This window comes from Peribacillus frigoritolerans, from assembly GCF_040250305.1.
In the GTDB taxonomy this organism is placed as follows: Bacteria; Bacillota; Bacilli; order Bacillales; family DSM-1321; genus Peribacillus.
Map to the genome: position 1 here is coordinate 1,639,039 of NZ_CP158190.1, position 24,484 is coordinate 1,663,522.

General features: G+C 40.7%; 24 protein-coding genes and 2 other annotated features (1 of these 26 cut by a window edge). Of the genes, 17 read left to right on the forward strand and 7 right to left on the reverse strand.

Annotation, left to right across the window (positions count from 1 at the left end):
- Positions 1-73: a binding site (T-box leader), on the forward strand; it begins 157 nt to the left of the window's first position.
- Between the two features lie 35 nt (positions 74-108).
- Positions 109-345: a binding site (T-box leader), on the forward strand.
- Between the two features lie 172 nt (positions 346-517).
- The 7 genes from trpE to trpA are packed head-to-tail and all read left to right on the forward strand — an operon-like array spanning position 518 to position 6,947.
- Positions 518-1,912 (forward strand): anthranilate synthase component I, encoded by a 1,395-nt coding sequence (gene trpE / locus ABOA58_RS08120; protein WP_350301914.1) that lies wholly within the window; start codon positions 518-520, stop codon positions 1,910-1,912.
- Entirely contained in the window at positions 1,909-2,514 is a 606-nt protein-coding gene (locus ABOA58_RS08125) for an anthranilate synthase component II (protein WP_350301915.1), read from the forward strand. The genes trpE and ABOA58_RS08125 overlap by 4 nt, the downstream gene beginning before the upstream one ends.
- A gap of 27 nt (positions 2,515-2,541) precedes the next feature.
- The gene (gene trpD / locus ABOA58_RS08130; RefSeq protein ID WP_350301916.1) at positions 2,542-3,564 is read left to right on the forward strand and encodes an anthranilate phosphoribosyltransferase; all 1,023 of its coding nucleotides are present in this window, start codon (positions 2,542-2,544) and stop codon (positions 3,562-3,564) included.
- A complete protein-coding gene (trpC, locus tag ABOA58_RS08135) occupies positions 3,564-4,340 on the forward strand; it encodes an indole-3-glycerol phosphate synthase TrpC (RefSeq protein WP_350301917.1) in 777 nt (258 codons plus the stop codon). Before trpD ends, trpC begins: the two co-directional genes overlap by 1 nt.
- 10 nt (positions 4,341-4,350) lie before the next feature.
- Positions 4,351-4,965, forward strand: a complete 615-nt coding sequence (locus ABOA58_RS08140; RefSeq protein ID WP_350301918.1) for a phosphoribosylanthranilate isomerase — start codon at positions 4,351-4,353, stop codon at positions 4,963-4,965.
- Between the two features lie 4 nt (positions 4,966-4,969).
- Complete coding sequence (trpB, locus tag ABOA58_RS08145) at positions 4,970-6,175, forward strand: tryptophan synthase subunit beta (protein ID WP_350301919.1); 1,206 nt, start codon at positions 4,970-4,972, stop codon at positions 6,173-6,175.
- Positions 6,168-6,947, forward strand: coding sequence for a tryptophan synthase subunit alpha (gene trpA / locus ABOA58_RS08150; RefSeq protein WP_350301920.1), 780 nt, complete (start codon positions 6,168-6,170; stop codon positions 6,945-6,947). The genes trpB and trpA overlap by 8 nt, the downstream gene beginning before the upstream one ends.
- Positions 6,948-7,227: 280 nt before the next feature.
- On the opposite strand, the gene ABOA58_RS08155 is transcribed toward trpA, so the two are convergent.
- Complete coding sequence (locus ABOA58_RS08155) at positions 7,228-7,848, reverse strand: YktB family protein (protein ID WP_350301921.1); 621 nt, start codon at positions 7,846-7,848, stop codon at positions 7,228-7,230.
- Between the two features lie 194 nt (positions 7,849-8,042).
- On the opposite strand from ABOA58_RS08155, the gene ABOA58_RS08160 reads away from it, so the two are divergent.
- Both ABOA58_RS08160 and ABOA58_RS08165 read left to right on the forward strand, forming a co-directional pair.
- Positions 8,043-8,240: a hypothetical protein gene (locus ABOA58_RS08160; protein WP_034314018.1), complete on the forward strand. Its 198-nt coding sequence runs from the start codon at positions 8,043-8,045 to the stop codon at positions 8,238-8,240.
- Between the two features lie 408 nt (positions 8,241-8,648).
- Positions 8,649-9,452 (forward strand): inositol monophosphatase family protein, encoded by an 804-nt coding sequence (locus tag ABOA58_RS08165; RefSeq protein WP_350301922.1) that lies wholly within the window; start codon positions 8,649-8,651, stop codon positions 9,450-9,452.
- Between the two features lie 111 nt (positions 9,453-9,563).
- Here the strand turns inward: ABOA58_RS08165 and ABOA58_RS08170 are convergent, their stop codons facing one another.
- Entirely contained in the window at positions 9,564-9,746 is a 183-nt protein-coding gene (locus ABOA58_RS08170; protein ID WP_034314013.1) for a YlaF family protein, read from the reverse strand.
- 124 nt (positions 9,747-9,870) lie between these two features.
- Between ABOA58_RS08170 and typA the strand changes: the two genes are divergently transcribed.
- Genes typA through ABOA58_RS08185 form a run of 3 tightly spaced genes read left to right on the forward strand, consistent with a single transcriptional unit; the run spans position 9,871 to position 12,338 of the window.
- Entirely contained in the window at positions 9,871-11,718 is a 1,848-nt protein-coding gene (gene typA / locus ABOA58_RS08175; RefSeq protein ID WP_048684521.1) for a translational GTPase TypA, read from the forward strand.
- 22 nt (positions 11,719-11,740) lie between these two features.
- Complete coding sequence (locus ABOA58_RS08180; protein WP_034314008.1) at positions 11,741-12,049, forward strand: YlaH-like family protein; 309 nt, start codon at positions 11,741-11,743, stop codon at positions 12,047-12,049.
- 4 nt (positions 12,050-12,053) lie between these two features.
- A complete protein-coding gene (locus ABOA58_RS08185; RefSeq protein WP_101224732.1) occupies positions 12,054-12,338 on the forward strand; it encodes a hypothetical protein in 285 nt (94 codons plus the stop codon).
- 36 nt (positions 12,339-12,374) lie between these two features.
- Here the strand turns inward: ABOA58_RS08185 and ABOA58_RS08190 are convergent, their stop codons facing one another.
- From ABOA58_RS08190 to ABOA58_RS08200, 3 genes are all read right to left on the reverse strand, one after another.
- On the reverse strand, positions 12,375-12,806 hold the full coding sequence (locus ABOA58_RS08190) for a hypothetical protein (protein WP_350301923.1): 432 nt from the start codon (positions 12,804-12,806) through the stop codon (positions 12,375-12,377).
- Positions 12,790-12,990 (reverse strand): YlaI family protein, encoded by a 201-nt coding sequence (locus ABOA58_RS08195; protein ID WP_072272690.1) that lies wholly within the window; start codon positions 12,988-12,990, stop codon positions 12,790-12,792. The genes ABOA58_RS08190 and ABOA58_RS08195 overlap by 17 nt, the downstream gene beginning before the upstream one ends.
- Before the next feature lie 159 nt (positions 12,991-13,149).
- Positions 13,150-13,749, reverse strand: a complete 600-nt coding sequence (locus ABOA58_RS08200) for a YhcN/YlaJ family sporulation lipoprotein (RefSeq protein ID WP_350301924.1) — start codon at positions 13,747-13,749, stop codon at positions 13,150-13,152.
- Positions 13,750-14,016: 267 nt separating this feature from the next.
- On the opposite strand from ABOA58_RS08200, the gene ABOA58_RS08205 reads away from it, so the two are divergent.
- Positions 14,017-15,348: a PhoH family protein gene (locus tag ABOA58_RS08205; RefSeq protein WP_350301925.1), complete on the forward strand. Its 1,332-nt coding sequence runs from the start codon at positions 14,017-14,019 to the stop codon at positions 15,346-15,348.
- Positions 15,349-15,412: 64 nt separating this feature from the next.
- Here the strand turns inward: ABOA58_RS08205 and ABOA58_RS08210 are convergent, their stop codons facing one another.
- The gene (locus ABOA58_RS08210) at positions 15,413-15,916 is read right to left on the reverse strand and encodes a hypothetical protein (protein ID WP_101224551.1); all 504 of its coding nucleotides are present in this window, start codon (positions 15,914-15,916) and stop codon (positions 15,413-15,415) included.
- A gap of 221 nt (positions 15,917-16,137) precedes the next feature.
- On the opposite strand from ABOA58_RS08210, the gene ABOA58_RS08215 reads away from it, so the two are divergent.
- Complete coding sequence (locus tag ABOA58_RS08215) at positions 16,138-16,419, forward strand: YlaN family protein (protein ID WP_034313996.1); 282 nt, start codon at positions 16,138-16,140, stop codon at positions 16,417-16,419.
- A gap of 571 nt (positions 16,420-16,990) precedes the next feature.
- Complete coding sequence (pyc, locus tag ABOA58_RS08220; protein ID WP_350301926.1) at positions 16,991-20,428, forward strand: pyruvate carboxylase; 3,438 nt, start codon at positions 16,991-16,993, stop codon at positions 20,426-20,428.
- A gap of 181 nt (positions 20,429-20,609) precedes the next feature.
- Here pyc and ABOA58_RS08225 read toward each other — a convergent pair whose 3' ends face one another.
- Complete coding sequence (locus ABOA58_RS08225) at positions 20,610-21,596, reverse strand: COX15/CtaA family protein (RefSeq protein WP_350301927.1); 987 nt, start codon at positions 21,594-21,596, stop codon at positions 20,610-20,612.
- Between the two features lie 599 nt (positions 21,597-22,195).
- Here ABOA58_RS08225 and cyoE point away from each other — a divergent pair.
- Both cyoE and coxB read left to right on the forward strand, forming a co-directional pair.
- Positions 22,196-23,134 carry a heme o synthase gene (gene cyoE, locus ABOA58_RS08230; protein ID WP_350301928.1) on the forward strand — a complete coding sequence of 313 codons (939 nt, stop codon included), beginning with the start codon at positions 22,196-22,198 and terminating at the stop codon, positions 23,132-23,134.
- Between the two features lie 253 nt (positions 23,135-23,387).
- The gene (gene coxB / locus ABOA58_RS08235; protein ID WP_350301929.1) at positions 23,388-24,470 is read left to right on the forward strand and encodes a cytochrome c oxidase subunit II; all 1,083 of its coding nucleotides are present in this window, start codon (positions 23,388-23,390) and stop codon (positions 24,468-24,470) included.
- Positions 24,471-24,484: the final 14 nt, after the last annotated feature.

The following is a 24,484-nucleotide window of genomic DNA, read 5'->3' on the forward strand; positions in this document are numbered from 1 at the left end:
ATAGGCATGTTAATGCCGTAAAGTGAGCTAATTTAGCTAATTAAGGTGGTACCACGGGTTCCTCGTCCTTTGGATGAGGGCCCTTTTTGCGTTTTTTTGAAAATGATAATTAAATCTATGAATGAGAGTAGTAATCTTTTTAGATGCGTCACAGAGAGCCGGAATAGGTGGAAACCGGTACGATATAAGAAGATGAATGGACTTATGAGTGGTTTCTTGAAATAAGTAGGGAAACTCGGCTGCCACCGTTAAAGGGTAAACGCAAGAATTTTTCATTCTTGCTTGAGAGGGAAAAATGATGCGTTTTTCCAACTTGAGGTGGCACCGCGGTATACCGTCCTCTGCAGACACATATTTGTGTTTGCAGGGGATTTTTTTATTGAAATTTCAATATATATACCTTTTAGAGAAGCATCAAAAAATATCCAGAGGAATTGAAAACTCCGGCAATTGGCCAAAAGGGTTTTCCTTCGGAGGTTTATAAGAACGCACGCATAAGGATCGGGAGGGAATTGAGATGAATAATTTGGATGAAAAAAAAATACTCCGTTTTAAAATGGACACAATTGAAGGGGATATCCACACACCCATTGCCATATTTCAGAAATTGGATGGTGACCAGAAGTTTTTATTGGAAAGTTCAAATTCGCATCATGACAACGGCCGCTACTCTTATCTAGGTTCAAAACCCTACCTGGAGGTGACATCACTTGCTGACCAAGTATATGTGAAAGACACCGAAACAGGTGACCAAATCGTAAAGAACATCAATATCATCGAGTTTCTAAAAAACGAATTATTAGTGGAAATAGGAGAGGCTCCCATGCATCTTCCTCCTTTTAACGGTGGAGCAATCGGATATATGGGCTATGATATCATTCGTCTATATGAAAATATAGGTACGGTTCCTCCTGATTCTCTGCAAATGCCTGATGCTCATTTTCTTTTTTATAAAGAATTGTATATATTCGATCATGTTCTGCAGAAGATCCATCTTTTGACTGCGGAAGAAGATAGTGAAAAAAGTTTATTGAAGATGAAGGGAAAAATCAATCAGGCAAGCAAGCCGTCAAAGGAAATATCGTCTGAATATTTGGAATTCGATTCGAATTTCAGTCAGGATGAATTCGAGAAAATGGTCCTTGAAGTCAAAGCGGCGATTGTAGCCGGTGAAGTGTTCCAAGTCGTTTTATCACAAAGGTTTAAAGCGGACTTCGATGGGGAGCCTTTCGATGCTTACCGACGTTTGCGATTAGCCAACCCGTCTCCTTATATGTTTTATATAGAATTTGGCGACTATACAATCATTGGGTCGTCTCCAGAAAGTTTAATCAGTGTTTCATCAGGAATGGTTCATGTTAATCCCATCGCCGGCACACGGCCGAGAGGGAAAACGGATGAAGAAGATAAGGGCTTCGAAAAAAGCCTGCTGATGGATGAAAAGGAACTTGCCGAGCATAAGATGCTTGTTGATTTAGGTAGGAATGATCTTGGCAGGGTTTGCGAAATAGGTTCAATCCACCTTACTGAGGAAATGGAAATTCAAAGATATCAGCATGTCATGCATATTGCTTCGAAGGTTAGCGGAAAGCTTAGGGAAGGGTACACGAGTTTAGATGCCCTTACGGTCTGCCTCCCTGCCGGAACAGTTTCAGGTGCTCCTAAAATCAGGGCAATGGAGCTGATCAATGAACTGGAAAATTGTAAACGGGGGATGTATTCGGGCTCGATAGGCTACATAGGTTTTGGAGGGGATCTTGATATGGCTTTAGCCATTCGGACGATGATCATTAAAGATGGCAAGGCCTATGTACAGGCAGGGGCTGGAATTGTATATGATTCAGATCCAAAAACGGAATATGAAGAAACACAAAATAAAGCACGCGCTTTAATGGAGGTTCACACCAAATGATTTTATTAATTGATAACTATGACTCGTTCACTTACAACCTTTATCAATATTTAGGGGAAGTGGAAAAAGAAATCCTAGTAAAAAGGAATGACGAAATCACCCTTGCGGAAATTGAGGAACTGAATCCAATGGCAATCGTCATTTCCCCGGGACCCGGCAGGCCGGAAGATGCTGGTATCAGTATGGAGATCATCCGTAATTTTTATGAGAAGGTTCCGCTTTTAGGCATTTGTCTGGGGCATCAGGCCATTGGTGCAGTTTTTGGTGCGAATGTGGTTGGAGCGAAACAAATCATGCATGGGAAAACATCGGTAATCGAACATGATGGAACAGGTGTATTTGCCAAACAGGACTTGCAATTCCCGGTAATGCGTTACCATTCCCTTGTAGTTGAAAGGGCGAGTTTGCCAGAAGAACTGACTGTGACGGCAGTAGCACTGGATGATGGGGAAATCATGGCCCTGAAACATCAGGAATTCCCGCTCTACGGTTTACAGTTCCACCCTGAATCAATAGGGACGAAAATCGGCAAGGAATTATTACATCAATTTTATGAGATTGCCGGAACCTTTCAATCAGAGAAGCAACAATCCATTTTATAAAACAAAAAACGACTGGGGGAGTTAGCGGTGAAGGAATATTTAGCGAAGTTAGCAGAGCGTCAAACATTGACGGAAGAAGAGATGAGCAGAGCAGCCCAATCGTTATTTTCTAAAGATATCACCGAAAGCGAAATGGCAGCATTCATCATTGCCCTAAAACTCAAAGGGGAAACGGCAGGTGAAATAGCGAGCCTTGTCAGGGTCATGAGAAAAGAAGCAAGAAGTGTACAAACGAGCTCCTTTAATGTAATGGATAATTGCGGAACGGGAGGAGATGGATCACAAAGCTTCAATATAAGTACTGCATCGGCCTTCGTGCTGGCTGGTGCGGGTGTTAAGGTTGCCAAACATGGAAACCGTAGCATTTCAAGCAAAACGGGCAGTGCGGATGTATTGGAAGAGCTAGGTGTTAATTTGTACTTGGAGCCTGACATGTTAAAAGAACTGTTGGAGGAAAATGGGATCGCATTCTTATTTGCCCCATCGGTCCACCCTAATATTGCACGGATAATGAAAGTGAGAAAAGAACTGAAAATCCCGACGATATTTAATCTCATAGGACCTTTGACAAATCCAGTCCAACTCGATACGCAACTAATGGGAATCAATCGACGCGATATGCTCGAGCTTTTTGCGGAAGTCCTGCATAAATTAGGCAGGAAACGCGCGGTCGTGATAAATGGTGCCGGATTCATGGATGAAGCGAGCCTACAGGGTGAAAATTCACTCGTGCTTTTGGAGCAGGGGGATATTATCCCATTTACGCTGCATCCTGAAGAAGTGGATCTGCCGGTTTACGGAAATGATGCCATCCGCGGCGGTGACGCCAAACAAAATGCCGATATCATGATTAGGCTTCTCAAGGGGGAAAAAGGGGCCTATCGTGATACCGTTTTATTGAATGCTGGATTGGGATTATACGCTCATGGAACGGCAGCAACGATCAAAAAAGGTATCTCCATGGCCAAGGAAAGCCTTGATAGCGGTTCGGCTCTTGCAAAGTTAGAAAATCTGATTGCTTTTGGCAATAGAAATAAGGTGGTCATGTAATGGAAAATATTTTAACGAAAATCATCGAGCAGAAAAAGGTGGAAGTCGCAAAATTAAAAGAAAGGGGCTTAGGTGATTCGGTCATGGCAAACATAGTCAGACCATCTTTGGTGGATAATTTGAAAACGGCGAAGTCGATGGCTGTTATCGCGGAAATAAAACGGGCTTCCCCTTCAAAAGGGGACATTAAAATCAATGTTAATCCGATCGAGCAGGCCCTTTCATATGAAAGCGGCGGAGCGGCAGCGATATCCGTATTGACGGATGAGGTTTTCTTTAAAGGATCAATTGCAGATTTGAAAAACGTAAGCGAGGCTATACGGATTCCCAGGCTGTGCAAAGATTTCATCATCGATGAAATCCAAATCGATCGTGCCCATCAAGCTGGTGCAACTATCATTCTATTGATTGTGGCAGCACTTTCTAAAGAACGACTTCATGAATTATATCAATATGCAAAAAAGAAAGGGCTTGAAGTATTGACGGAAGTCCATGATGAAGCAGAACTAAAACAGGCTCTCGAGCTGAATGCAGAGCTTATAGGGATTAACAATCGGAATTTAAAGACCTTCAAAGTGGATTTGGCTGTAACGGAACGACTGGCGAAATTACTTGATCCAACACGCCATATCATTATCAGTGAAAGTGGGATCAAGACAAAAGAAGACGTGATGCGTGTGAAGGAAGCTGGTGCAAAAGCGATTTTAGTCGGGGAGACACTGATGACTGCATCAAATCTTCCACACACGATGGCCGAACTGCAAATGAGTATATAAGGAGATTAATATGTTAGTGAAAATCTGTGGGATAAAGACATTGGCAGCCGCTCAGACTGCTGTTGAATCAGGGGCAGACTTCATTGGTTTCATCTTTGCCGAGAGCAGCAGGAAGGTTGAGCCGGAGATAGTGGGAGAATTCGGAGCAAATCTAGCTGGACATGTTAAAAAAGTCGGAGTGTTTGCCAATCAAACTGAACAAGAAGTGATAAAAAGTGCTGAAATTGCAGGATTGGATTATATTCAGCTTCATGGTAACGAGTCTGCCAGCTTCGCCCGCAGAATGCCCTTACCGGTGATCAAGGCCTTTGCGGTCCATACAGAGAAAGACCTTGAAAACCTTCATGAATACCCAGCAGATTATCTATTAGTTGATCTTCCTAAGAGTTCATCTGGAAAGGGATTGACATTGGATTGGGAAATGATCCGAAAAGCGGAACTGCCACTGGGGAAGGTGATTCTAGCGGGTGGGCTGACTCCGGAAAATGTCGGAAAAGCGATTGTTGCCGTTTCACCGTTCGCAGTTGACGTAGCCAGTGGTGTTGAAACAAACGGATTAAAAGATGCTGCAAAAATAAAAGCATTTATTAATGAGGCAAAATATACAGCCGGAAAAGAGGAATGAATAGATGAACACTTATACACAGCCTGATAAAACTGGACATTTTGGAGCATATGGAGGCCGTTTCGTTCCGGAAACTTTAATGGCGGCGATTACGGAGCTTGAAGAAGTATATGAACAATCTAAAAATGATCCTGAATTCCAAAGTCAGCTAAGCTATTACCTGAAACAATATATCGGTCGGGAAACACCACTTTATTTTGCGGAGAACTTAACGAAACTGGCTGGTGGTGCAAATATTTACCTGAAGCGCGAAGACTTGAATCATACCGGGGCCCACAAAATAAATAATACGATCGGTCAGGCTTTGCTGACTCAGAAAATGGGCAAGAAAAAGGTGATTGCCGAAACGGGTGCAGGACAGCATGGGGTAGCAACGGCGACTGTGTGTGCATTGCTGAAGCTGGAATGCATCATCTTTATGGGAGAAGAAGATATCAGGAGACAGAAATTAAATGTATTCAGGATGGAGCTTTTGGGAGCCAAGGTCATATCTGTATCACAAGGAAGCGGGACACTGAAGGATGCAGTGAATGAGGCGTTACGATATTGGGTGGCGAATGTGGATGACACCCATTATATAATGGGATCGGTTCTTGGACCGCATCCATTCCCCGTTATAGTTCGTGATTTTCAAAGCGTGATAGGCATTGAAACAAAGCGTCAATATTCGGATGAGGTTCATTCCCTACCTGATGCAGTAGTCGCTTGCATTGGCGGAGGAAGTAATGCAATGGGAATGTTTTATCCCTTCATTGAGGATGAAACGGTAAAATTATACGGAGTGGAAGCGGCAGGGCATGGACTTGAAACGCCATTGCATGCATCAAGTTTGACGAAGGGGAAACCTGGGGTGCTCCACGGGGCATTCATGTACGTATTGCAGAACGAGGACGGTCAGATCCAGGAGGCACATTCAATTTCAGCAGGGTTGGATTATCCAGGGGTAGGACCTGAACATAGTTACTTAAAAGATACAAATCGGGTGGAATATACTTCGGTAACCGATACTGAAGCATTGGAAGCTCTAGCGTTGCTTTCAAGGGAGGAAGGGATCATCCCTGCTTTAGAAAGTTCACATGCGATTTCCTATGGTTTAAAGCTTGCAAAAGAAATGGAGAAAGGAACAGGACTGGTGATTTGCCTGTCCGGCCGTGGTGATAAGGATGTTGAAACGGTCCAATCGTTGATGGGGGGTAGTGAACATGAATAAATTAACAAACGCGCTTCAAGAATGTCAAACAAAACAGGAAAAAGCATTCATCCCATATATTATGGCAGGCGATGGAGGTCTTGAACGGTTAAAGAGCCAACTTCTTTTCCTTGAAAACAGCGGAGCGACTGCCGTTGAACTAGGTATCCCATTCTCTGACCCCGTCGCAGATGGACCGGTTATCCAACAAGCCGGCATCCGTTCTTTGGAAAATGGAACAACTTTAAAAGATGTCCTGAAAAAAGTAATGGAAATCAAAAACGATGTGAACATCCCAATTATTTTAATGGGATATACGAATTCAATCCTGGCATATGGACTTAAAGAGTTTACGAATGACTGTCTACAAGCAGGGATTTCCGGGTGCATCATCCCCGATTTACCAATTGAAGAAGAAGCCATCTTTTCATCAATCAAAACTGCAGGAATCGTTCTTATCCGACTTGTGACACTCACGTCATCGAAAGAGCGTATCACTGAGATTACCGCAGGGGCTGAGGGCTTTATCTACGCAGTTACAGTCAAAGGCATTACAGGTGCCCGTGACGCCTTCGGGGAAGAACTTGGAGGCTATCTAAAGAAGGTAAAAGAGATAAGCCCGGTTCCCGTTCTTGCTGGGTTCGGCATATCGACGCCAGATCATGTCCGTGATGCAATACAATACTGCGATGGTGTCATAGTCGGCAGCAAGATCATCGATTGCTTCGAGACAGGTAAGGAAGATCAAATTAGTGACTTGATACAAGCAAGTAAAGGGGTAGTGCAAAAATAGTAATGGAGAGACTCCCGGGCTGCCCTCAGTTTGTAGGCAAAAGGAGTTTAAAACAAAGTTGATTGGGGAAGTTCGAGATTCCCGCAGGCGCAAGAGCGCCAAGGGCGGACCGCCCGCGGAAAGCAAGTGTCTGTAGGCAACGGTCAAATTTTAAAAACCTAAAAAAAACTGTAGTCAAACTCTATAATGATCGAGTTTGACTACAGTCCGAGGAGAGCCTTAAGGCTCTCCTTTTATCTAAACCAGTTTTTTGTTGGATCCGAATACAAATCAAATGTGTTTAATTTAATTGATATAAGGGTAAAAGATGTTCAAACGCATCTTGAATGGTTTGAATGAAATCATCATCTTTTAACTTAATGGCGTCATCACGGGAAATTTTTATACCGCATAGAATTTCGGCTTTCTTTACCGTTTGCAAACGAGTGAACATTGAATTCAAATCATCTACTTCAAGACCTTCATGAGGGATGACATCAGGTTTTGTATGGTCCATTGACCACACATAATGTGAGGGAATGCTATTCACCAATCGGTCTGCCTGCTGCTCCAGATGCTTTCCGATTTCCGTTTTATTAGGGGCTTCATAAATGACGGCATACCAGATGAACATATGCGTTTCCCATAATCCGATTTGGAAATGCGGCATCATTTTATAGCCTCTGCTGTTGGCAGCGAAAGCAACCCATGTATCATTAGGAGGGTTCACTGTCCGTCTAGCATGCTTTGCAACGTGAGGGTACATTTCATCGCCGGTCATAACTGACAGTTTTTGAGAAAAGTGCTCTCCTAGGGCTTGTAATTTGGGCTGGATCCGTTCTTTTAAAGCATCCATGCGCGATTCCAATCCATTAATTTTAAAAACGTCAAAATCACTTGCTGTAAAACTTGCTATATTCATTTTCATCTCTCCTACCGTAATATCTGCACATATTGTAGCATAAGTAAAAGTAAAATTTAAAAAATACGATTTGGGTTGGCGATATAAAATTACTTATAGGTTAAAGCACAAATTAGTTGCTATTTGTTGTAGGAAATCATATGATAATATAAATTCAGAAAATTACGTTAATTGATGAAGGGAGAATGTTAATTATGAAACAAGTCATGAACCAAGCATTAAAAGCTAAAGAAGTTGAAAGACATAGAGCTGCAGTGTTGAGAATGGAAATGGACTATGAATTAGCAACCCTTTTTGAAGCAATTGGTGAAGAGAATGACCAAAAGAGGTCACAATGCAAGCAAAGGCTTGAACGCATCCGCTTGGAATTGTTAAAACTGAAAGCCTTGTAAATATTGGCTGCAGAGATCTTGAAGGAGAATGAATAAAGGAAATGAATCAATTTCAATACAAGGAATTTTATTATAGATGAACGGACACTTTATTTTATTAAAAAATAATGTGTCCGTTTTTCATTAAATGTCCAATATATATAAGGTGGTATTTTGTTTTAGTTCGGTTCCATTTAATAAGGAAGCGAGACGTTAAGGCAAGGTGGTCTGATAAGTATTCGTGCGGGCTAACTCATGATTGCGAAACCGATTAATGGATGGATGGTCAAGGAACCTTCTTTCTTCATATGTTTTAAAAAATGGAAAATTTAAGATGTTAAAAACTTGAAGGCAAGCTATATTTGCTTTAATCTTTAGAAGTGGATCATTTTAATGTAGTTTCTGATCATAAAGGACGGGGATATTATAATGGCATCGGTCAAGGAAATGGATACATATGCGAAGTTATGGATGAAAGAAGCGGGTACTAGGCTAAGGGCGTCCTTTAAAACCAAGTTGAATATTGAAATGAAAACGAATCCGAATGATTTGGTCACTAATATGGATAAGGGGATAGAAAAGTTTTTTTGCGAAAAAATCGGCGAAGTCTTTCCTGAACATCGCATTTTTGGCGAAGAGGGAATGGGCCACGATATTAAAGACTTAAAAGGTACGGTGTGGATAATCGATCCAATTGATGGAACTTTGAATTTCATTCATCAACAGAGGAATTTTGCAATTTCTCTTGGGGTTTATGTGGATGGCATTGGAAAGATTGGCATGGTTTATGATGTCTTCAGTGATGAATTATATCATGCGGTCAAGGGGCAGGGAGCATTTCTGAATGATCAAAGGCTTCCATCGCTTGAAGAGGCATCAGTAAGCAAAGCGATCATTTCCATTAATGCTAGCTGGGTAACGGAAAACCGGAGGATTGATCCGAGTCTTCTGGCACCGCTGGTTCGGGATGCAAGAGGGACACGTTCTTATGGCTCGGCAGCATTGGAGCTGGCATTCGTGGCAGCTGGAAGGATTGATGCATACATAACCATGAGACTCATGCCTTGGGACTTTGCCGGGGGAGTTTTACTGGTTGAGGAAGTGGGCGGGGAAGTTAGTAATATTAAAGGTGACAAATTGAATTATTTGAAAGGAGACTCACTTTTCGTATCTAAACCTGGGCTTCACGAAGAAGTATTCGATAAATACTTATCAGGAAACACCAGCCGTTAGCATCAAGTGCCTTATTGCGTGCAGGATAAATATCTTGCATGGATGGAATCAAATACCCATTTTGAAATAATTAACAAAAAAAACTCGCTGTCTGTCAGCGAGTTTTTTATATTATAACTTCCCGGCTTCGCGTAATTTCTTCTTCTGAGTGAAACCGAACCCCATGATTCCGCAAAGAATAACGATTGCAGCCAATATTCCAATCAAGCTTTTTTCAGCAATGAAGATGCCAATGGAGCCAATGCTGGATGTTGCCAATACCGCTAATATTAAGAAATTCCATTTAATGTTCATTAATATCACCCCTAATATATCTATTGTACATAATTTCTGTATTTGTTTCTAGTATGTTTGTGATATAATATGTAAGTTAATACTAGTGATACGTTATACACAAACTTTTTTAGGAGTGAATTTTTTGAAATTAAGAGAAAATATTCGTAATATAGCCATCATTGCCCACGTTGACCATGGTAAAACAACGTTAGTGGATCAGTTGCTTAAGCAATCTGGTACTTTCCGTGAAAATGAACATGTGGAAGAACGTGCGATGGATTCTAATGCGATTGAAAAAGAACGCGGAATTACGATTCTTGCGAAAAATACAGCAGTTCAATACCAAGATACAAGGATCAATATTTTGGATACACCTGGTCATGCCGACTTTGGTGGTGAAGTGGAACGGATCATGAAAATGGTTGATGGCGTTCTTCTTGTTGTTGATGCATATGAAGGCTGTATGCCGCAAACTCGCTTCGTGTTGAAAAAAGCATTGGAACAAAAGATCACGCCAATCGTTGTCGTGAACAAAATCGATAAAGATTCTGCACGTCCAAATGAAGTGGTCGATGAAGTAATTGACTTATTCATCGAACTAGGAGCTGAAGAAGAACAATTAGACTTCCCGGTTGTCTTCACTTCAGGTATTGCTGGTACTGCAAGCTTGGATTCAGATCCTGCTAAACAAGAAGAAGACATGACCCCACTTTTCGAAACAATCGTTGAAACGATCCCTGCACCAATTGATAACTCAGATGAACCGCTTCAATTCCAAGTGGCTTTACTTGACTATAATGATTATGTAGGACGTATTGGCGTTGGCCGTGTATTCCGCGGTAAAATGCATGTAGGTCAACAGGTTTCATTAATGAAACTTGATGGGAAGGTTAAACAATTCCGTGTAACGAAAATCTTTGGTTATATTGGCTTGAAGAAAGTTGAAATCCAAGAAGCCGTTGCCGGTGATTTAATTGCCGTTTCTGGTATGGAGGATATTAACGTAGGGGAAACAGTTTGTCCGACTGAACATCCTGAAGCTCTACCTATCCTGCGTATTGACGAGCCAACATTACAAATGACTTTCCTTGTAAATAACAGCCCATTCGCAGGCCGTGAAGGTAAATTCGTTACAGCTCGTAAAATTGAAGAGCGTTTGAGAAACCAATTGCAGACTGATGTCAGCTTAAGAGTCGAAAATACTGATTCTCCGGATGTCTGGATTGTTTCAGGCCGTGGGGAGCTTCACCTTTCCATCCTGATTGAAAACATGAGACGTGAAGGTTATGAACTGCAAGTTTCTAAACCGGAAGTTATCGTTCGTTTGATTGATGGTGTCCGTTGTGAGCCGGTTGAACGTGTACAAATCGACGTACCTGAGGAGCACACTGGTTCGATAATGGAATCAATGGGAGCCCGTAAAGGTGAATTATTGGATATGATCAACAGCGGAAGCGGTCAAGTTCGTTTACTGTTCACGATCCCAGCTCGCGGACTTATTGGCTATTCAACTGAGTTCTTAACGATTACACGCGGATATGGTATCATGAACCATTCATTTGACAGCTACCAACCAATGGCACAAGGTCAAGTCGGCGGAAGACGTCAAGGTGTACTTGTATCCATGGAATCAGGAAAAACTACACAATATGGTATTATGCAAGTTGAAGACCGCGGTGTTATTTTCGTTGAGCCAGGTACGGATATTTACGAAGGCATGATCGTCGGGGAACATAACCGTGATAGCGATTTGACAGTTAATATCGTTAAAGCGAAACAAATGACAAATATGCGTTCAGCAAATAAAGACCAAACTTCTTCCATGAAAAAACCAAGAATCATGTCCCTTGAAGAAGCTCTGGAATATTTGAACGATGACGAGTACTGTGAAGTAACTCCGGATTCAATCCGTCTTCGTAAAAAAATTCTAGATAAAAACGAGCGTGAAAGAGCAGCTAAAAGAAAAAAAGTTGCTGTTGAAGAAAAATAAATAGCAAGAGGAGGAGAAAAGATTGGATATCCAAGAGCGATTATCATTTTTTGCAGCATTGTACAGAGTGGATGAAAACCCTGAAGCAGGAATGTGGTATTTATATTTGACGGTCTTTGGATTATGCATCCTTGTCTATCAGTTAGGTTTTGCCAAAAAGTTACCATTGCTAAAAAATGTGGTCATTTATGTGGTAATGGCACTTGGATGTACCCTTCTTTCTTTCTTTGCGGTGTTTCTTCCTATGGGGGAAGCATTAGTCATCGCTTCGCTTGTTCTGGGGATCTATAGGATCCGTCTTCATAATTCGAGAAAAGAAGAACAGGCTTAAGATGATGAAATCATTACAGGATGCTTTATACAATTGGTTGACGATCAAAGTTGTCTGTGATGCAAGGCCTGATGATACAGCTGCACGCGATACAGAAATGTTTTTCATGCAGATGCTGAAAGACGATCATCAGGTGATAATCGATTCGGTTACAAAAACAGAACCATTTTATTTCGTCGAGTACCTTTTGGGAGACGAAATGAAAAAGCAACGTTATCCGATTGAATTGATTGATATCATGTTAGACCAAATTCAGTTAGAGCCAGAAAAGTATAAAAATATCGAGTAATGAAAAAAGAACCGTGCGATTACGCACGGTTCTTTTTTATATTGCTTTAGGGAGGAAAAGTCCGTAAAAAAGATGTAAGATTGTCCACAAAAAGAAAGCTGTCAAATCAGAAGGAAGGACAACTTCTGTTTTCGACAGCGCCGATAGCGGGAAGTAAAGCATGATGGCGGGAATGATCGTGATAAAAGCAAGTGCGTATTTGTTCCATTTCCTGAAAATTTTCAAAGGAAGAAGAATATAAGCGTAAATAAACGTAATGGCAAGTGAAAAAAGGAGATGGAAAAAGAACAATGATGCCTCACTCCAGGAAACGGCTCCAATTAGAGGAAGGAAATCAACATTCAATAAAAGCTTATACACTTGCTTGCCGGAAAACATTTCTACCCACTTCATTATCAATCCAAGCAGAACTCCATTGATGAGACCAATCAGGCAAACTTTATAAAATATTCTACCATTCATCTTCATTTTTGATTGTCCGGTACAGACGGAAGTTTCCGGTTGCAATCCGTTCGTTCGTACGCTCTTCTATGCGTTGGTTGCATGTATTGCACATATAGGTATGTATAGGACGGTTTCGAAGTTTCTTTGCTTCTGGGCTATCGTCAGGTATAGATTCAATTTGATCGCATATTACACATTTAACCTTCATATTAGTTGAACCTCACTTCAATTCGAATATGCTTTTAAGTATACCAATATTTTTATGGTAAAACGAGGATAAAGTGAACTGACATTTGAAAGTTAATGTTACTTGGTGCATGGCGGGTATAGACAAAAAACCCGAAGATTCACTTCGGGTCAGGAAAATTCATTCTTTAAAGTGATTGGATTGATCATTTTGCTCTTTATCGAGTTCTTTTCTTTCCGTTTCATCATCAAGTTTATTTTTTTCCTTTTCAATGTTCTTGGACGGCGTTGGGGTTAAAATATCACCAGGAACCTCAGGAATGACTCGACTTGTGATGTCAGCCAGTTCATTCAGTATCCCGGTAACCGGTTTGCCGTCTTTAATGTCTCTGGCCACCTCCCTGATCCGTTCATTTATATCCGGGTCAGCGACGATGAGGGCATTTGCGCCTTCAGGATCATGTTTTAAAGTTTCTCCAACAGAGTACTTTATCGTTCCAACCTGTGAACGCTCAATATCTTGGTCAATATCTATTCCGACGATGGCATATTTGCCAAGTACGACTGCGGTGGCATCGTTCACCTCCGGAATGGATTTAGCCAAACCGGTGAGTCTTTCCGCTGTTTGCTGGCCTGTATTTCTGTCTGCTTCCTTAATGGTCGTATTATTGACTTTCGTTATATTGTTTTTCGCATTATTTTCAGACACTTCGTTATTATTATCCATTGTGCAACCTGACATCAACAGAACCGCAGCGAGCGACAATATGATTTTTTGCAATGTAAAACCTCCTTAATGCTCCTTATTTTGTTCCAGCCTGTCCATCACTACCAAGTCTGATGCATATAAGTATAAAATGCAGTGAAACATGGTGTAATCAATGTTGGGGATTGCATTCTTTGCTGGAAGTTTTCTTTATAGTCTGTAAATGTTCTTCTATCTTTATGCAAAGGAACATATATTTTATCAACAGTCTCGTCCGCTACATAAATGCTGAGTGTAGTAAATGGTAAGGCATATCCTATAGAGCAGGCAGGAGGCATCATATTGGGGAAAAAAATCTATGTTTTAGATACGAATGTCCTGTTGCAGGATCCGTATTCGATTTATTCATTCGAAGATAATGAAGTTGTCATCCCAGCAGTCGTATTAGAAGAATTGGATTCGAAAAAAAGGTACATGGATGAAATCGGAAGGAATGCCAGGCAAGTATCGAAATTGATCGATGGCTTTCGGGAAAATGGGAAGCTTCATCAGAGCATTCCGCTTCATAATGGAGGCAGCATAAGGATTGAACTCAACCACCGTTCATTTCATAAGCTTCAGGAAATTTTTGTGGAGAAAACGAATGATAACAGGATATTGGCAGTCGCGAAAAATTTATCTTTGGAAGAAGAGACGAAGGAAGCTGGAAAAACGGTCATTTTGGTTAGTAAAGATACTCTCGTCAGGGTTAAGGCTGATGCGATCGGTCTTGAGGCAGAGGACTTTTTAAATGACCGTGTCGTAGAACTGGACCATATTTACGCTGGGCACAAAGAAGTGTTTGTATCGATTGATAATCTGAATAAGTTTTATGAAAAAAGTTTTCTGGCACTGGAAGAACTGACAAAAGATTCATATTATCCAAATCAATTCCTGTTGATGAAGGACACGCTGGGCAGTTCAGCTTCTGCGATAGGGATTGTGGATGAAAATTGCAGGTTCGTTAAGAAATTGATGTATGAAGGGGAACATATTTGGGGAATTAAACCGAGAAATGTCCAGCAGACGATGGCCTTAGATTTGTTGCTTCGTTCGGATATCAAGCTTGTGACGCTCATTGGTAAGGCTGGGACAGGTAAGACTTTATTGGCATTGGCAACAGGATTGATGCAAACTGAAGATTTGTCACAATATAAGAAACTTTTGGTTGCCAGGCCCATTGTTCCGGTTGGTAAAGATATTGGTTATCTGCCAGGGGAAAAAGAAGAAAAATTAAGACCATGGATGCAGCCTATTTTTGATAATCTCGAATTTTTGTTCAATACGAAAAAACCTGGTGAATTGGATGCCATTTTAGCAGGAATGAGTTCGATCGAAGTGGAGGCCCTAACCTATATCAGGGGAAGGAGCATCCCGGATCAGTTCATTATCATCGATGAAGCGCAGAACTTAACGAAACATGAGGTCAAGACCATTTTGACAAGGGTCGGGGAGCGAAGCAAAATTGTATTAATGGGAGATCCGGAGCAAATAGATCATCCGTATTTAGATGAATATAATAATGGTTTGACATATGTGGTGGAAAAATTCAAGACCGAGCGTATTGCAGGCCATGTTAAATTGATAAAAGGGGAAAGATCTGGATTGGCCCAGCTGGCAGCTACGCTTTTATAATGCAATCGGCAAGGGATATCCCTTGCCGATTGCTCTAAAGTTTTTGGTGAGAATGGACTAAGTCTTATTTAACAGTGAAAGACCGTACATTTTTTATCGGATCATTGATGTTGGAAGCGTCTCCGAAATAAATTTCCAAAGGACCGCCCTCGGATATTTTAAGCGGCTTTCCTTCCTTGGAAAAGCCCAGGAAAAATTCAAGTGCCGTTTCCAACGGGAATGTAAGCTCCTCATCATCGGTTGTGACGATGACTTCAGTTACCCCATTTTCAGGTTCGGCATTTTTTAAAAAAGGTTCAAAAGGGATGCCGAAAGTCCCTTCCAGCAATCTTTGCTTCTCGAACTTTCGTTCCGTTTTTAATGTGGGTGGCATTATTGCGCCTTCCTGTATTTCTTTTTGCCAATGTTTGGAGGCGGCAATCGTATATTCTTCTAATTCATTGACTTGGACTCTTTCAGCGTGGAAATATGTATTTATTTCAACTTTACGGTCATCAAAAATCCATACTCCGGGATCTAGCGTAATTGGATATTTCACTTTTCCATTTATAAATACGATGGGTTCCAAATATCTCATTCCTTTCTGTTGCTCTTTAATGATTATAATCAATTATAATTGAAATGTCACATCTTCACGATGGTGAACAATTTCCATGGCTAGGTATATTCATTTGAGAGGTGATCGTGATATCTCAATGGCAAATTGTTTGTCAATGTCCTTGCTTTTTCACAAAACTAAAGGTAGAATTTAGAGATAAGATTTAATCGCTCTGAGCGGGGGGATTTAACATGGCATCTGATATGCTTGTCAATCATCGAGAAAAAGCTTATGCTTTATTAAAAGCAGATGCTGACAAGATTCTAAAACTGATAAAAGTTCAAATGGAAAATCTCACTATGCCTCAATGTCCTTTATATGAAGAGGTCCTTGATACACAGATGTTCGGTCTATCAAGAGAAATTGATTTTGCCGTACGCTTAGGTTTGGTAGAGGAGACCGAGGGTAAATCCCTGTTGGAAACCCTTGAACAGGAATTGTCAGTTTTGCATGAAGCATCATTAAAAAAATAATAGATAAAACATACTAACTCAAACAAATCTCGATGATTGTTTGAGTTTTTTATTTATGTACATAATTAATTAATAGTGTTATACTATATTCAATAGTGACATACTAATTGAACCGCGGAACCTCAATTTTAGTTTTTGTATTATTTTGAATTTTTATTTTAATATTGGTAATTTATGGTCCTGTTCCTTTGCTGCGGCATTGGAGTCTTGGTGGGAAATCAGATTTAATTCCTTGTTTTTATATACGAATATATGCAATTTTTTATTTTTTTATTGTATTCAGTTAATTTTAGTATTATTGTTATATTAATTGAATGTTAAATCAAATTGATAATATATTATTATAGCTAAATTTTCATTTGCTAATGGTATAGGGCTCTTTTTTATCTTTATAGAAAGTAAAAAACGAAAATATAAAATATATCGAAATAATTACATCAGCGATAAAATGAGCTTCATCAGATTGGACTCCTTATTTGGGAAATCAATTCATGAATAAAAAGTGGTGGAAATCTTTCACGCTTTTTTTCTATATATTCAATAAAAATACATATTGATTAGGGTGGTAGCAATGGGGAAACGTATAGAAAAAGTACTTGCGGCAAATCGTGGGGAAATAGCGATAAGGATTTTTCGTGCATGTACGGAATTAGACATTCACACAGTTGCAATCTATTCAAAGGAAGATTATGGTTCTTATCACAGATATAAAGCGGATGAGGCATATTTGGTCGGGGAAGGCAAAAAGCCGATTGATGCATACCTGGATATTGAAGGCATAATTGCGATTGCCAAAATGAGCGGAGTTGATGCGATTCATCCCGGTTATGGTTTCCTTTCAGAAAATATTGAATTTGCAAAACGTTGTGAGGAAGAGGGCATAATCTTCATCGGACCAGAATCAAGACACCTAGATATGTTTGGTGACAAAGTAAAAGCCAGAACACAAGCTGAACTGGCTGATATTCCGGTTATCCCTGGTACCGATGGACCGGTGACCAGTGTTGAAGAAGTCAAGGAATTTGGTGAACAATACGGTTTTCCAATTATTATAAAAGCCTCTTTAGGCGGCGGCGGACGCGGAATGCGGATTGTCGAAAAAATCGAAGAAGTTGAAGAGGCTTATGATCGCGCAAAATCAGAAGCTAAAGCAGCTTTTGGTAATGATGAAGTCTATGTAGAGAGATTCATACAAAATCCGAAGCATATCGAAGTTCAGATTTTGGCTGATACTCATGGGAATATCGTCCATTTATATGAACGTGACTGTTCCGTTCAGAGACGGCATCAAAAAGTTGTGGAAGTGGCACCTTCTGTTTCCCTTACCGAAGATTTAAGGGAAAGGATTTGTGAGGCAGCCGTCAAGTTGGCGAAAAATATTGATTATGTAAACGCTGGTACGGTCGAGTTCCTTGTCGCAAATGGCGAATTTTACTTTATTGAAGTCAATCCACGGGTACAGGTTGAGCATACCATTACTGAAATGATTACGGGCATTGATATTGTTCAATCTCAAATCATGGTAGCTGAAGGCCATGAACTCCATGGCAAAAAGATCGGGATTCCCGAACAAGCAGGAATTAAAACTCATGGATATGCGATTCAATCAAGGGTGACGACTGAGGACCCATTGAATAATTTCATGCCCGACACCGGGAAAATGATGGTTTACCGTTCTGGTGGGGGATTCGGTGTTCGTCTGGACGCAGGGAATGGGTTCCAAGGTGCGGTCATCACACCATACTATGATTCCCTTCTCGTTAAACTTTCGACTCATGCGCTTTCATTTGAGCAGGCAGCTTCCAAAATGGTTCGTAACCTTAAGGAATTCAGGATTCGTGGTATTAAAACAAATATCCCCTTCCTTGAAAATGTTGTAAAACATGAAAAATTCATAAATGGGGAATATGATACATCATTCATTGATACAACACCTGAATTATTTAGCTTCCCAATCAGAAAAGACCGTGGGACAAAAATGCTTTCATATATCGGAAATGTGACCGTGAATGGATTCCCGGGAGTCGAGAAAAAGAAAAAGCCGGTTTTTGATCCAGCTCCAATTCCGAATGTTGGTGGTCTGCCGCTTATCTCTGGTACAAAAAATATACTTGAAGAGCAAGGTGCAGAGGGACTTGTCAAATGGATCAAAGAACAGAAAGAGGTATTGATCACCGATACGACTTTCCGTGATGCACATCAATCATTACTGGCGACGAGAATCAGGTCGAAAGATATCCTTGATATCGCTGAACCTACAGCAAAACTCCTTCCTGATTTATTTTCAATGGAAATGTGGGGCGGGGCAACTTTCGATGTCGCATATCGCTTCTTGAAAGAAGATCCATGGGACAGGCTGTTAAGTTTCAGGAAAAAAGCTCCGAATGTCCTTTTGCAAATGCTTTTAAGGGCTTCAAATGCAGTTGGTTATAAAAATTACCCTGATAATGTCATTCGTGAATTCGTAGAGAAATCAGCGGATGCAGGCATTGATGTTTTCCGTATCTTCGATAGTTTAAACTGGGTTAAAGGAATGGAATTGGCTATTGATGCAGTCCGTCAATCCGGCAAAATTGCGGAAGCTGCCATTTGTTATACAGGGGATTTGAATGATCCATCACGCAGCAAGTATAATATCGAATACTATAAAAATATGGCGGTGGAATTAGAACAAGCCGGTGCCCATATTTTAGCGATCAAGGATATGGCCGGCCTCTTGAAACCTGAAGCTGCTTACCGCCTTGTATCGGAACTGAAAGAATCGACATCCCTTCCGATCCATCTGCATACTCATGATACAAGCGGAAATGGAATTTACATGTATTCTAAAGCGATCGAAGCTGGTGTGGATATCGTTGATACGGCGATTGGTTCTTTAGCTGGACTGACTTCGCAGCCAAGTGTACAAACACTTCATTATGCATTGGAGGGGTCAAGCAGACAGCCTAAATTGGAAGTCGATTCACTAGAGCGTTTAGGAGAATACTGGGGAGAGGTCAGGAAATTCTATCATGACTTCGAAAGCGGCATGAATGCACCTCATACCGAGGTTTACAAACATGAGATGCCGGGCGGTCAATATAGTAATCTGCAGCAGCAAGCCAAAGCAGTGGGGCTGGGAGACCGCTGGCATGAAGTGAAAGAGATGTACCAGCGCGTCAATGTAATGTTCGGCGATATCGTTAAAGTAACTCCTTCATCCAAAGTTGTTGGGGATATGGCTTTATTCATGGTACAAAATAACCTGTCTGAAGAAGATGTTCTGACAAAAGGCAAATCCATCGATTTCCCTGATTCGGTCATAGAGTTATTCGAAGGCTATCTAGGTCAGCCAGTTGGGGGATTCCCTAAAGAGCTTCAGGAAGTTATCCTGAAAGGGAAGAAACCTATAACAGTAAGACCGGGTGAATTATTGGAAGAAGTGGACTTTGCAGCACTTAAAGAAGAATTATTCAAGGAATTGGGACGGGCAGTCACTGATTTCGATGTGCTTGCATATGCCCTATATCCAAAAGTATTCCTGGACTACAATAAAACGATTGAACTGTTTGGAGATGTTTCCAACCTCGATACCGCAACTTTCTTATATGGCATGAGGCTAGGGGAAGAAATCGAAGTTGAAATTGAAAAGGGTAAAACGCTCATCGTAAAATTGGTTTCAATCGGTCAGCCATTGGCTGATGGAACAAGGGTCGTTTATTTTGAGTTGAATGGTCAATCGCGTGAAGTGATCATCAAGGATGAAAACATTAAATCATCCGTTATATCAAAAATGAAAGCAGACCCAAAAAATAAAGAACAACTCGGTGCGACAATGCCAGGTACGGTTATTCGTGTAGTGGTCGAGAAAGGCGATCAGGTCAAGCAGGGTGATCACCTAATCATTACAGAAGCGATGAAAATGGAAACTACCGTTCAAGCACCATTCTCCGGGACCATTAAAGATATTTATGTAAAAGATGGAGAAGCGATCAGTACTGGAGACTTATTGATTGAAATAACTAAGTAATCTAGCTGACTGTGACCTTGTAAACGATTTGGGGTATATAGGGTATGCTTGAGGTTTCAAGCTGCTCTGTACCCTCTTTTTAGGCAATGTACGGTCATCTTGAGACAAAACAAAAACCAACATTCCCGGGAATGTTGGTTTTTGTTTTGTCCTTTTATATTATTGATTGAACAATCAGACATTAACGAGCGGGTACAGTTGGTGTTATATCCTGTTCATCCTGTCCTTTGACTGTGTGCGTGGAGTTCCCTTTTTGCTTGGCTAGGGCATTTTTTTTACTTCTTGATGTCAATAGCATCAAATAGCTCATTACACCAAAAAAGCAGGCAATGAACAATGCGTGTGTCAATGCGATATATAAGTTTTGCCTTGAGAAAATGATGAAGGCTCCAGCTGTAACCTGTAAAAATACGAGAATGAATGCAGCAATCCAACCGCCATATAAAACTTTTTGATTTTTGTAATGTTTTTGGGCGATATAAGCCACATATGATACCCAAATGAATATAGCGCCTGCCATTGCACGGTGACCCATCTGAATCCATTCATAAAGGTTGGATGGGAGTGCAGCGCTGTCATTTACACATAAAGGCCAATCCTTACAGATAAGACTGGATTCTGTATGCCTTACAAGAGCACCCGTATATACGACTGCCAGACAAAAAATCAATACGCCAATAATATGGAATGTCATTCGTTTGTCCACTATAAGTTTTTCGGCTTCGAACTTCTTGTCTACTTCAAAAATCAACAGTGTCAGTAAAAAGACGGAAGCAAAGGAAATGAGCGATATGCCAAAATGAAGGGCAAGGACGAAATCGGATTGTGACCAAATGACGGCAGCGGCTCCGATCAACCCTTGCAGTAACAGAAAACCAAAAGAAAGGACGGATAAGAAACGCGCTTCACGGATATGGCCGATTTTTTTCCAAGACATATACGATAAAATTAAAACCAAGAATCCTCCAGCACCTGAAACGAGCCGATGGGAAAGCTCAATGACCAATTCAATCGTGATTTTGTCCGGGATCAATTGGCCATTGCACAACGGCCATGACCTGCCGCAACCCATGCCGGAATCCGTCTTCGTGACTAAAGCTCCACCAAGTAAGATGAAAAGCATTACAATCGTTGTTAAAACAGCAAACCATTTAAGAGACGATTTCACTAGTAGTCCCACCTTTTTCTCTGTAGCAAATAGGATTGTTCTTAAAATTAATAATAGCATAAGATTTTTCATAATATTTGTCGAACTTCCTCGATATTACACAAAATAGAATGATTTTACAAGTTCAGTTTATATTATAGCTATTAATTAAAATGCCTGAAATAGTTGAAAGTTACAAAAGACTTTGATAGAAATAAAGGGAGTGTAAACCTTCAAGTAGGAGCAAAATAGGGAATAAGCCTAGGGGATGATGATAACAGCATACTATTCATGTTCTTGATGAACTTCTTATAACAGCAGTAAATTATCGAGACACAAATTGGTCAAAAATTATCCGAAAAATTTTCACAAAAGCTTCCAAAAATGTGTTTTAATATATTGAAGAAATGATTTTACTAAATTTTACTGTTATTAAGCATGATATTAAGAATGATGTCTCTCGATGGATTCCATTGACAACGGTCATTGGTAAATAATTTACTTTTTGTTTACGCTTCCTTGGTTACAAATATCAAAAAGTATGAAATAATGTTCTATAGCATATGTAAGTATTTTTTTGCATTTGCGTCTGTGCTGAATGATTTAAAGGAGGAAAACAAATGTCAGAAACAAGGGGTTTGTCAGAAGCTGTCATGGAGGACAGTAAAGCCGCCCTTCAATCGGATATACCTGAAACAACAGCTTGGAAGGATTTTCTCGCACTTATAAAAGTGGGGATTGTCAATTCAAATATAATTACAGCTTTTACCGGCGTGTGGTTAGCTCTTCATTTTTCGGGGCTTAGCTTCTTAAGCAATCTAGATGTAGTGTTTTATACACTTGCAGGTTCGGCGCTCATTATGGCGGGATCTTGCAGTTTCAATAATTATTATGACCGTGATATCGATCATTTAATGGAAAGAACGAAAAACCGTCCAACGGTAACTGGGAAAGTACAGCCTTCAAAGGTATTGGCATTAAGTTTCGGCTTAATTGCTGCAGGGCTGATTTTACTTGCATTGACTAATATGACAACTGCCATACTAGGTGCATTCGGCGTCTTCGCCTATGTTGTTCTATATACAATGGTTTTCAAGCGTAGATTTGTCTCGAATACGATTATAGGCAGTATATCCGGAGCCGTGCCTCCACTTATCGGGTGGGCTGCAGTCGACCCGGGCCTTGATAAGATCGCCTGGGTCCTGTTTGCGATCATGTTCTTGTGGCAGCCGCCTCATTTTTATGCACTAGCAATGAGGCGTGTCGAAGAATATCGTGCAGCCGGAGTACCCATGCTTCCGGTCGTAAAAGGCTTCAAGGCCGCAAAAAGGTCGATTATGCTATGGATCATCTGTTTAATGTTCGTTCCTTTCTTTTTAACTCCATTAGGAACTCCGCTAGTTATTCTTGCTGCATTATTGAGCACGGGGTGGCTTATTTTGGGAATTAAGGGGTATAAAAAGAAAGATGATGTTAAATGGGCAACATCCATGTTTGTATATTCTTTAAATTATATGACCATTTTATTTGTAGCGATGGTTATTGTCACTCTCATCTAGTTTTGGTTAAAATAAGCTGGCGGCCTGTTCTTTTACAGGCTCCAGCTTACTGATATATATTGCACTGACCGCCACTCATACATATTAACGGAACCAACGGGGTCATACATAAGAGCGGTTACATGGATCATCATAATAATTCCTTAGTTTAGGGATTCTTTCTTTTTAGAAATTGACATAGAGAGAATATTCGCAATTGCGCCCATTTTTATTTTTGTGAGAAAATTTTGACGAAAGAGGGGTTTCTGAAGCTATGAAAAAAAGGCTGCACAAATGGCGCCTAATTGCTCTGCTGGGTATTGTAGGACTTGTCCTTTCGGGCTGCGGCGAACCATTTCTATCCGCACTGAAGCCAGCTGGCGATGTTGCGCAATCTCAGTATGACTTACTGATATTGAGTACACTGATCATGGTACTGGTTATTATTGTTGTGATTATTTTGTTCGTTGTAGTTTTACTACGCTTCCGTCGGAAGGAAGGCGACGAAACAATACCGAAACAAATTGAAGGAAGTCATAAACTCGAAATTATCTGGACTGTTATTCCTATCCTTCTTTTAATTGTTCTGGCTGTTCCAACCGTCGTCACGACTTTCGACTTAGCCGACACAAAGGCAATGGATAAGAAAGATAAGGATGGAAAAACGAAGGATGCACTTGTCGTGAATGTCAGGGCGAACCTTTATTGGTGGGAGTTTGAATATCCGGACCTTGGCGTTGTAACAAGTCAGGATTTGGTTGTGCCAACCGATCAAAAAGTGTACTTCAATCTAACTGCTTCAGATGTTAAGCATTCATTCTGGGTACCGTCTGTCGGAGGAAAGATGGATACCAATACAGAAGGGGTCAATCAGTTTTTCTTAGAATTCGACAGTGAAAAGGCTGAAGATTCAAACAACTTGTTTTACGGAAAATGTGCTGAACTTTGCGGTCCTTCACATGCTTTGATGGATTTTAAGGTCGTAACGAAGTCCAAAAGCGATTTTGAAGCGTGGACCAAAGATATGAAAGCCGCGAAGGAACCTGTCGTTGAAGGTGATCTGGCCAAACAGGGTGAAGATGTCTTTAATCAAAGTTGTATAGGCTGCCATGCGGTGACACCAAATGACAGCAGGCCTGAAGCTGCTCGTCAGGCTCCGAATCTCGCTACATTCGGTGAGCGTCAAAAAGTGGCTGGCGTATTGGATCATACTGAAGAGAATGTAAAAAAATGGATCAAAGATCCTGAGAAGTATAAACCGGGCAACACGATGACCGGTACTTACGGCGAACTTTCGGATTCAGATATTAATGCACTGGCAGCCTATCTATTAGAGCTTAAGGTGGAAGACAAATAGAACATTGATTAAGG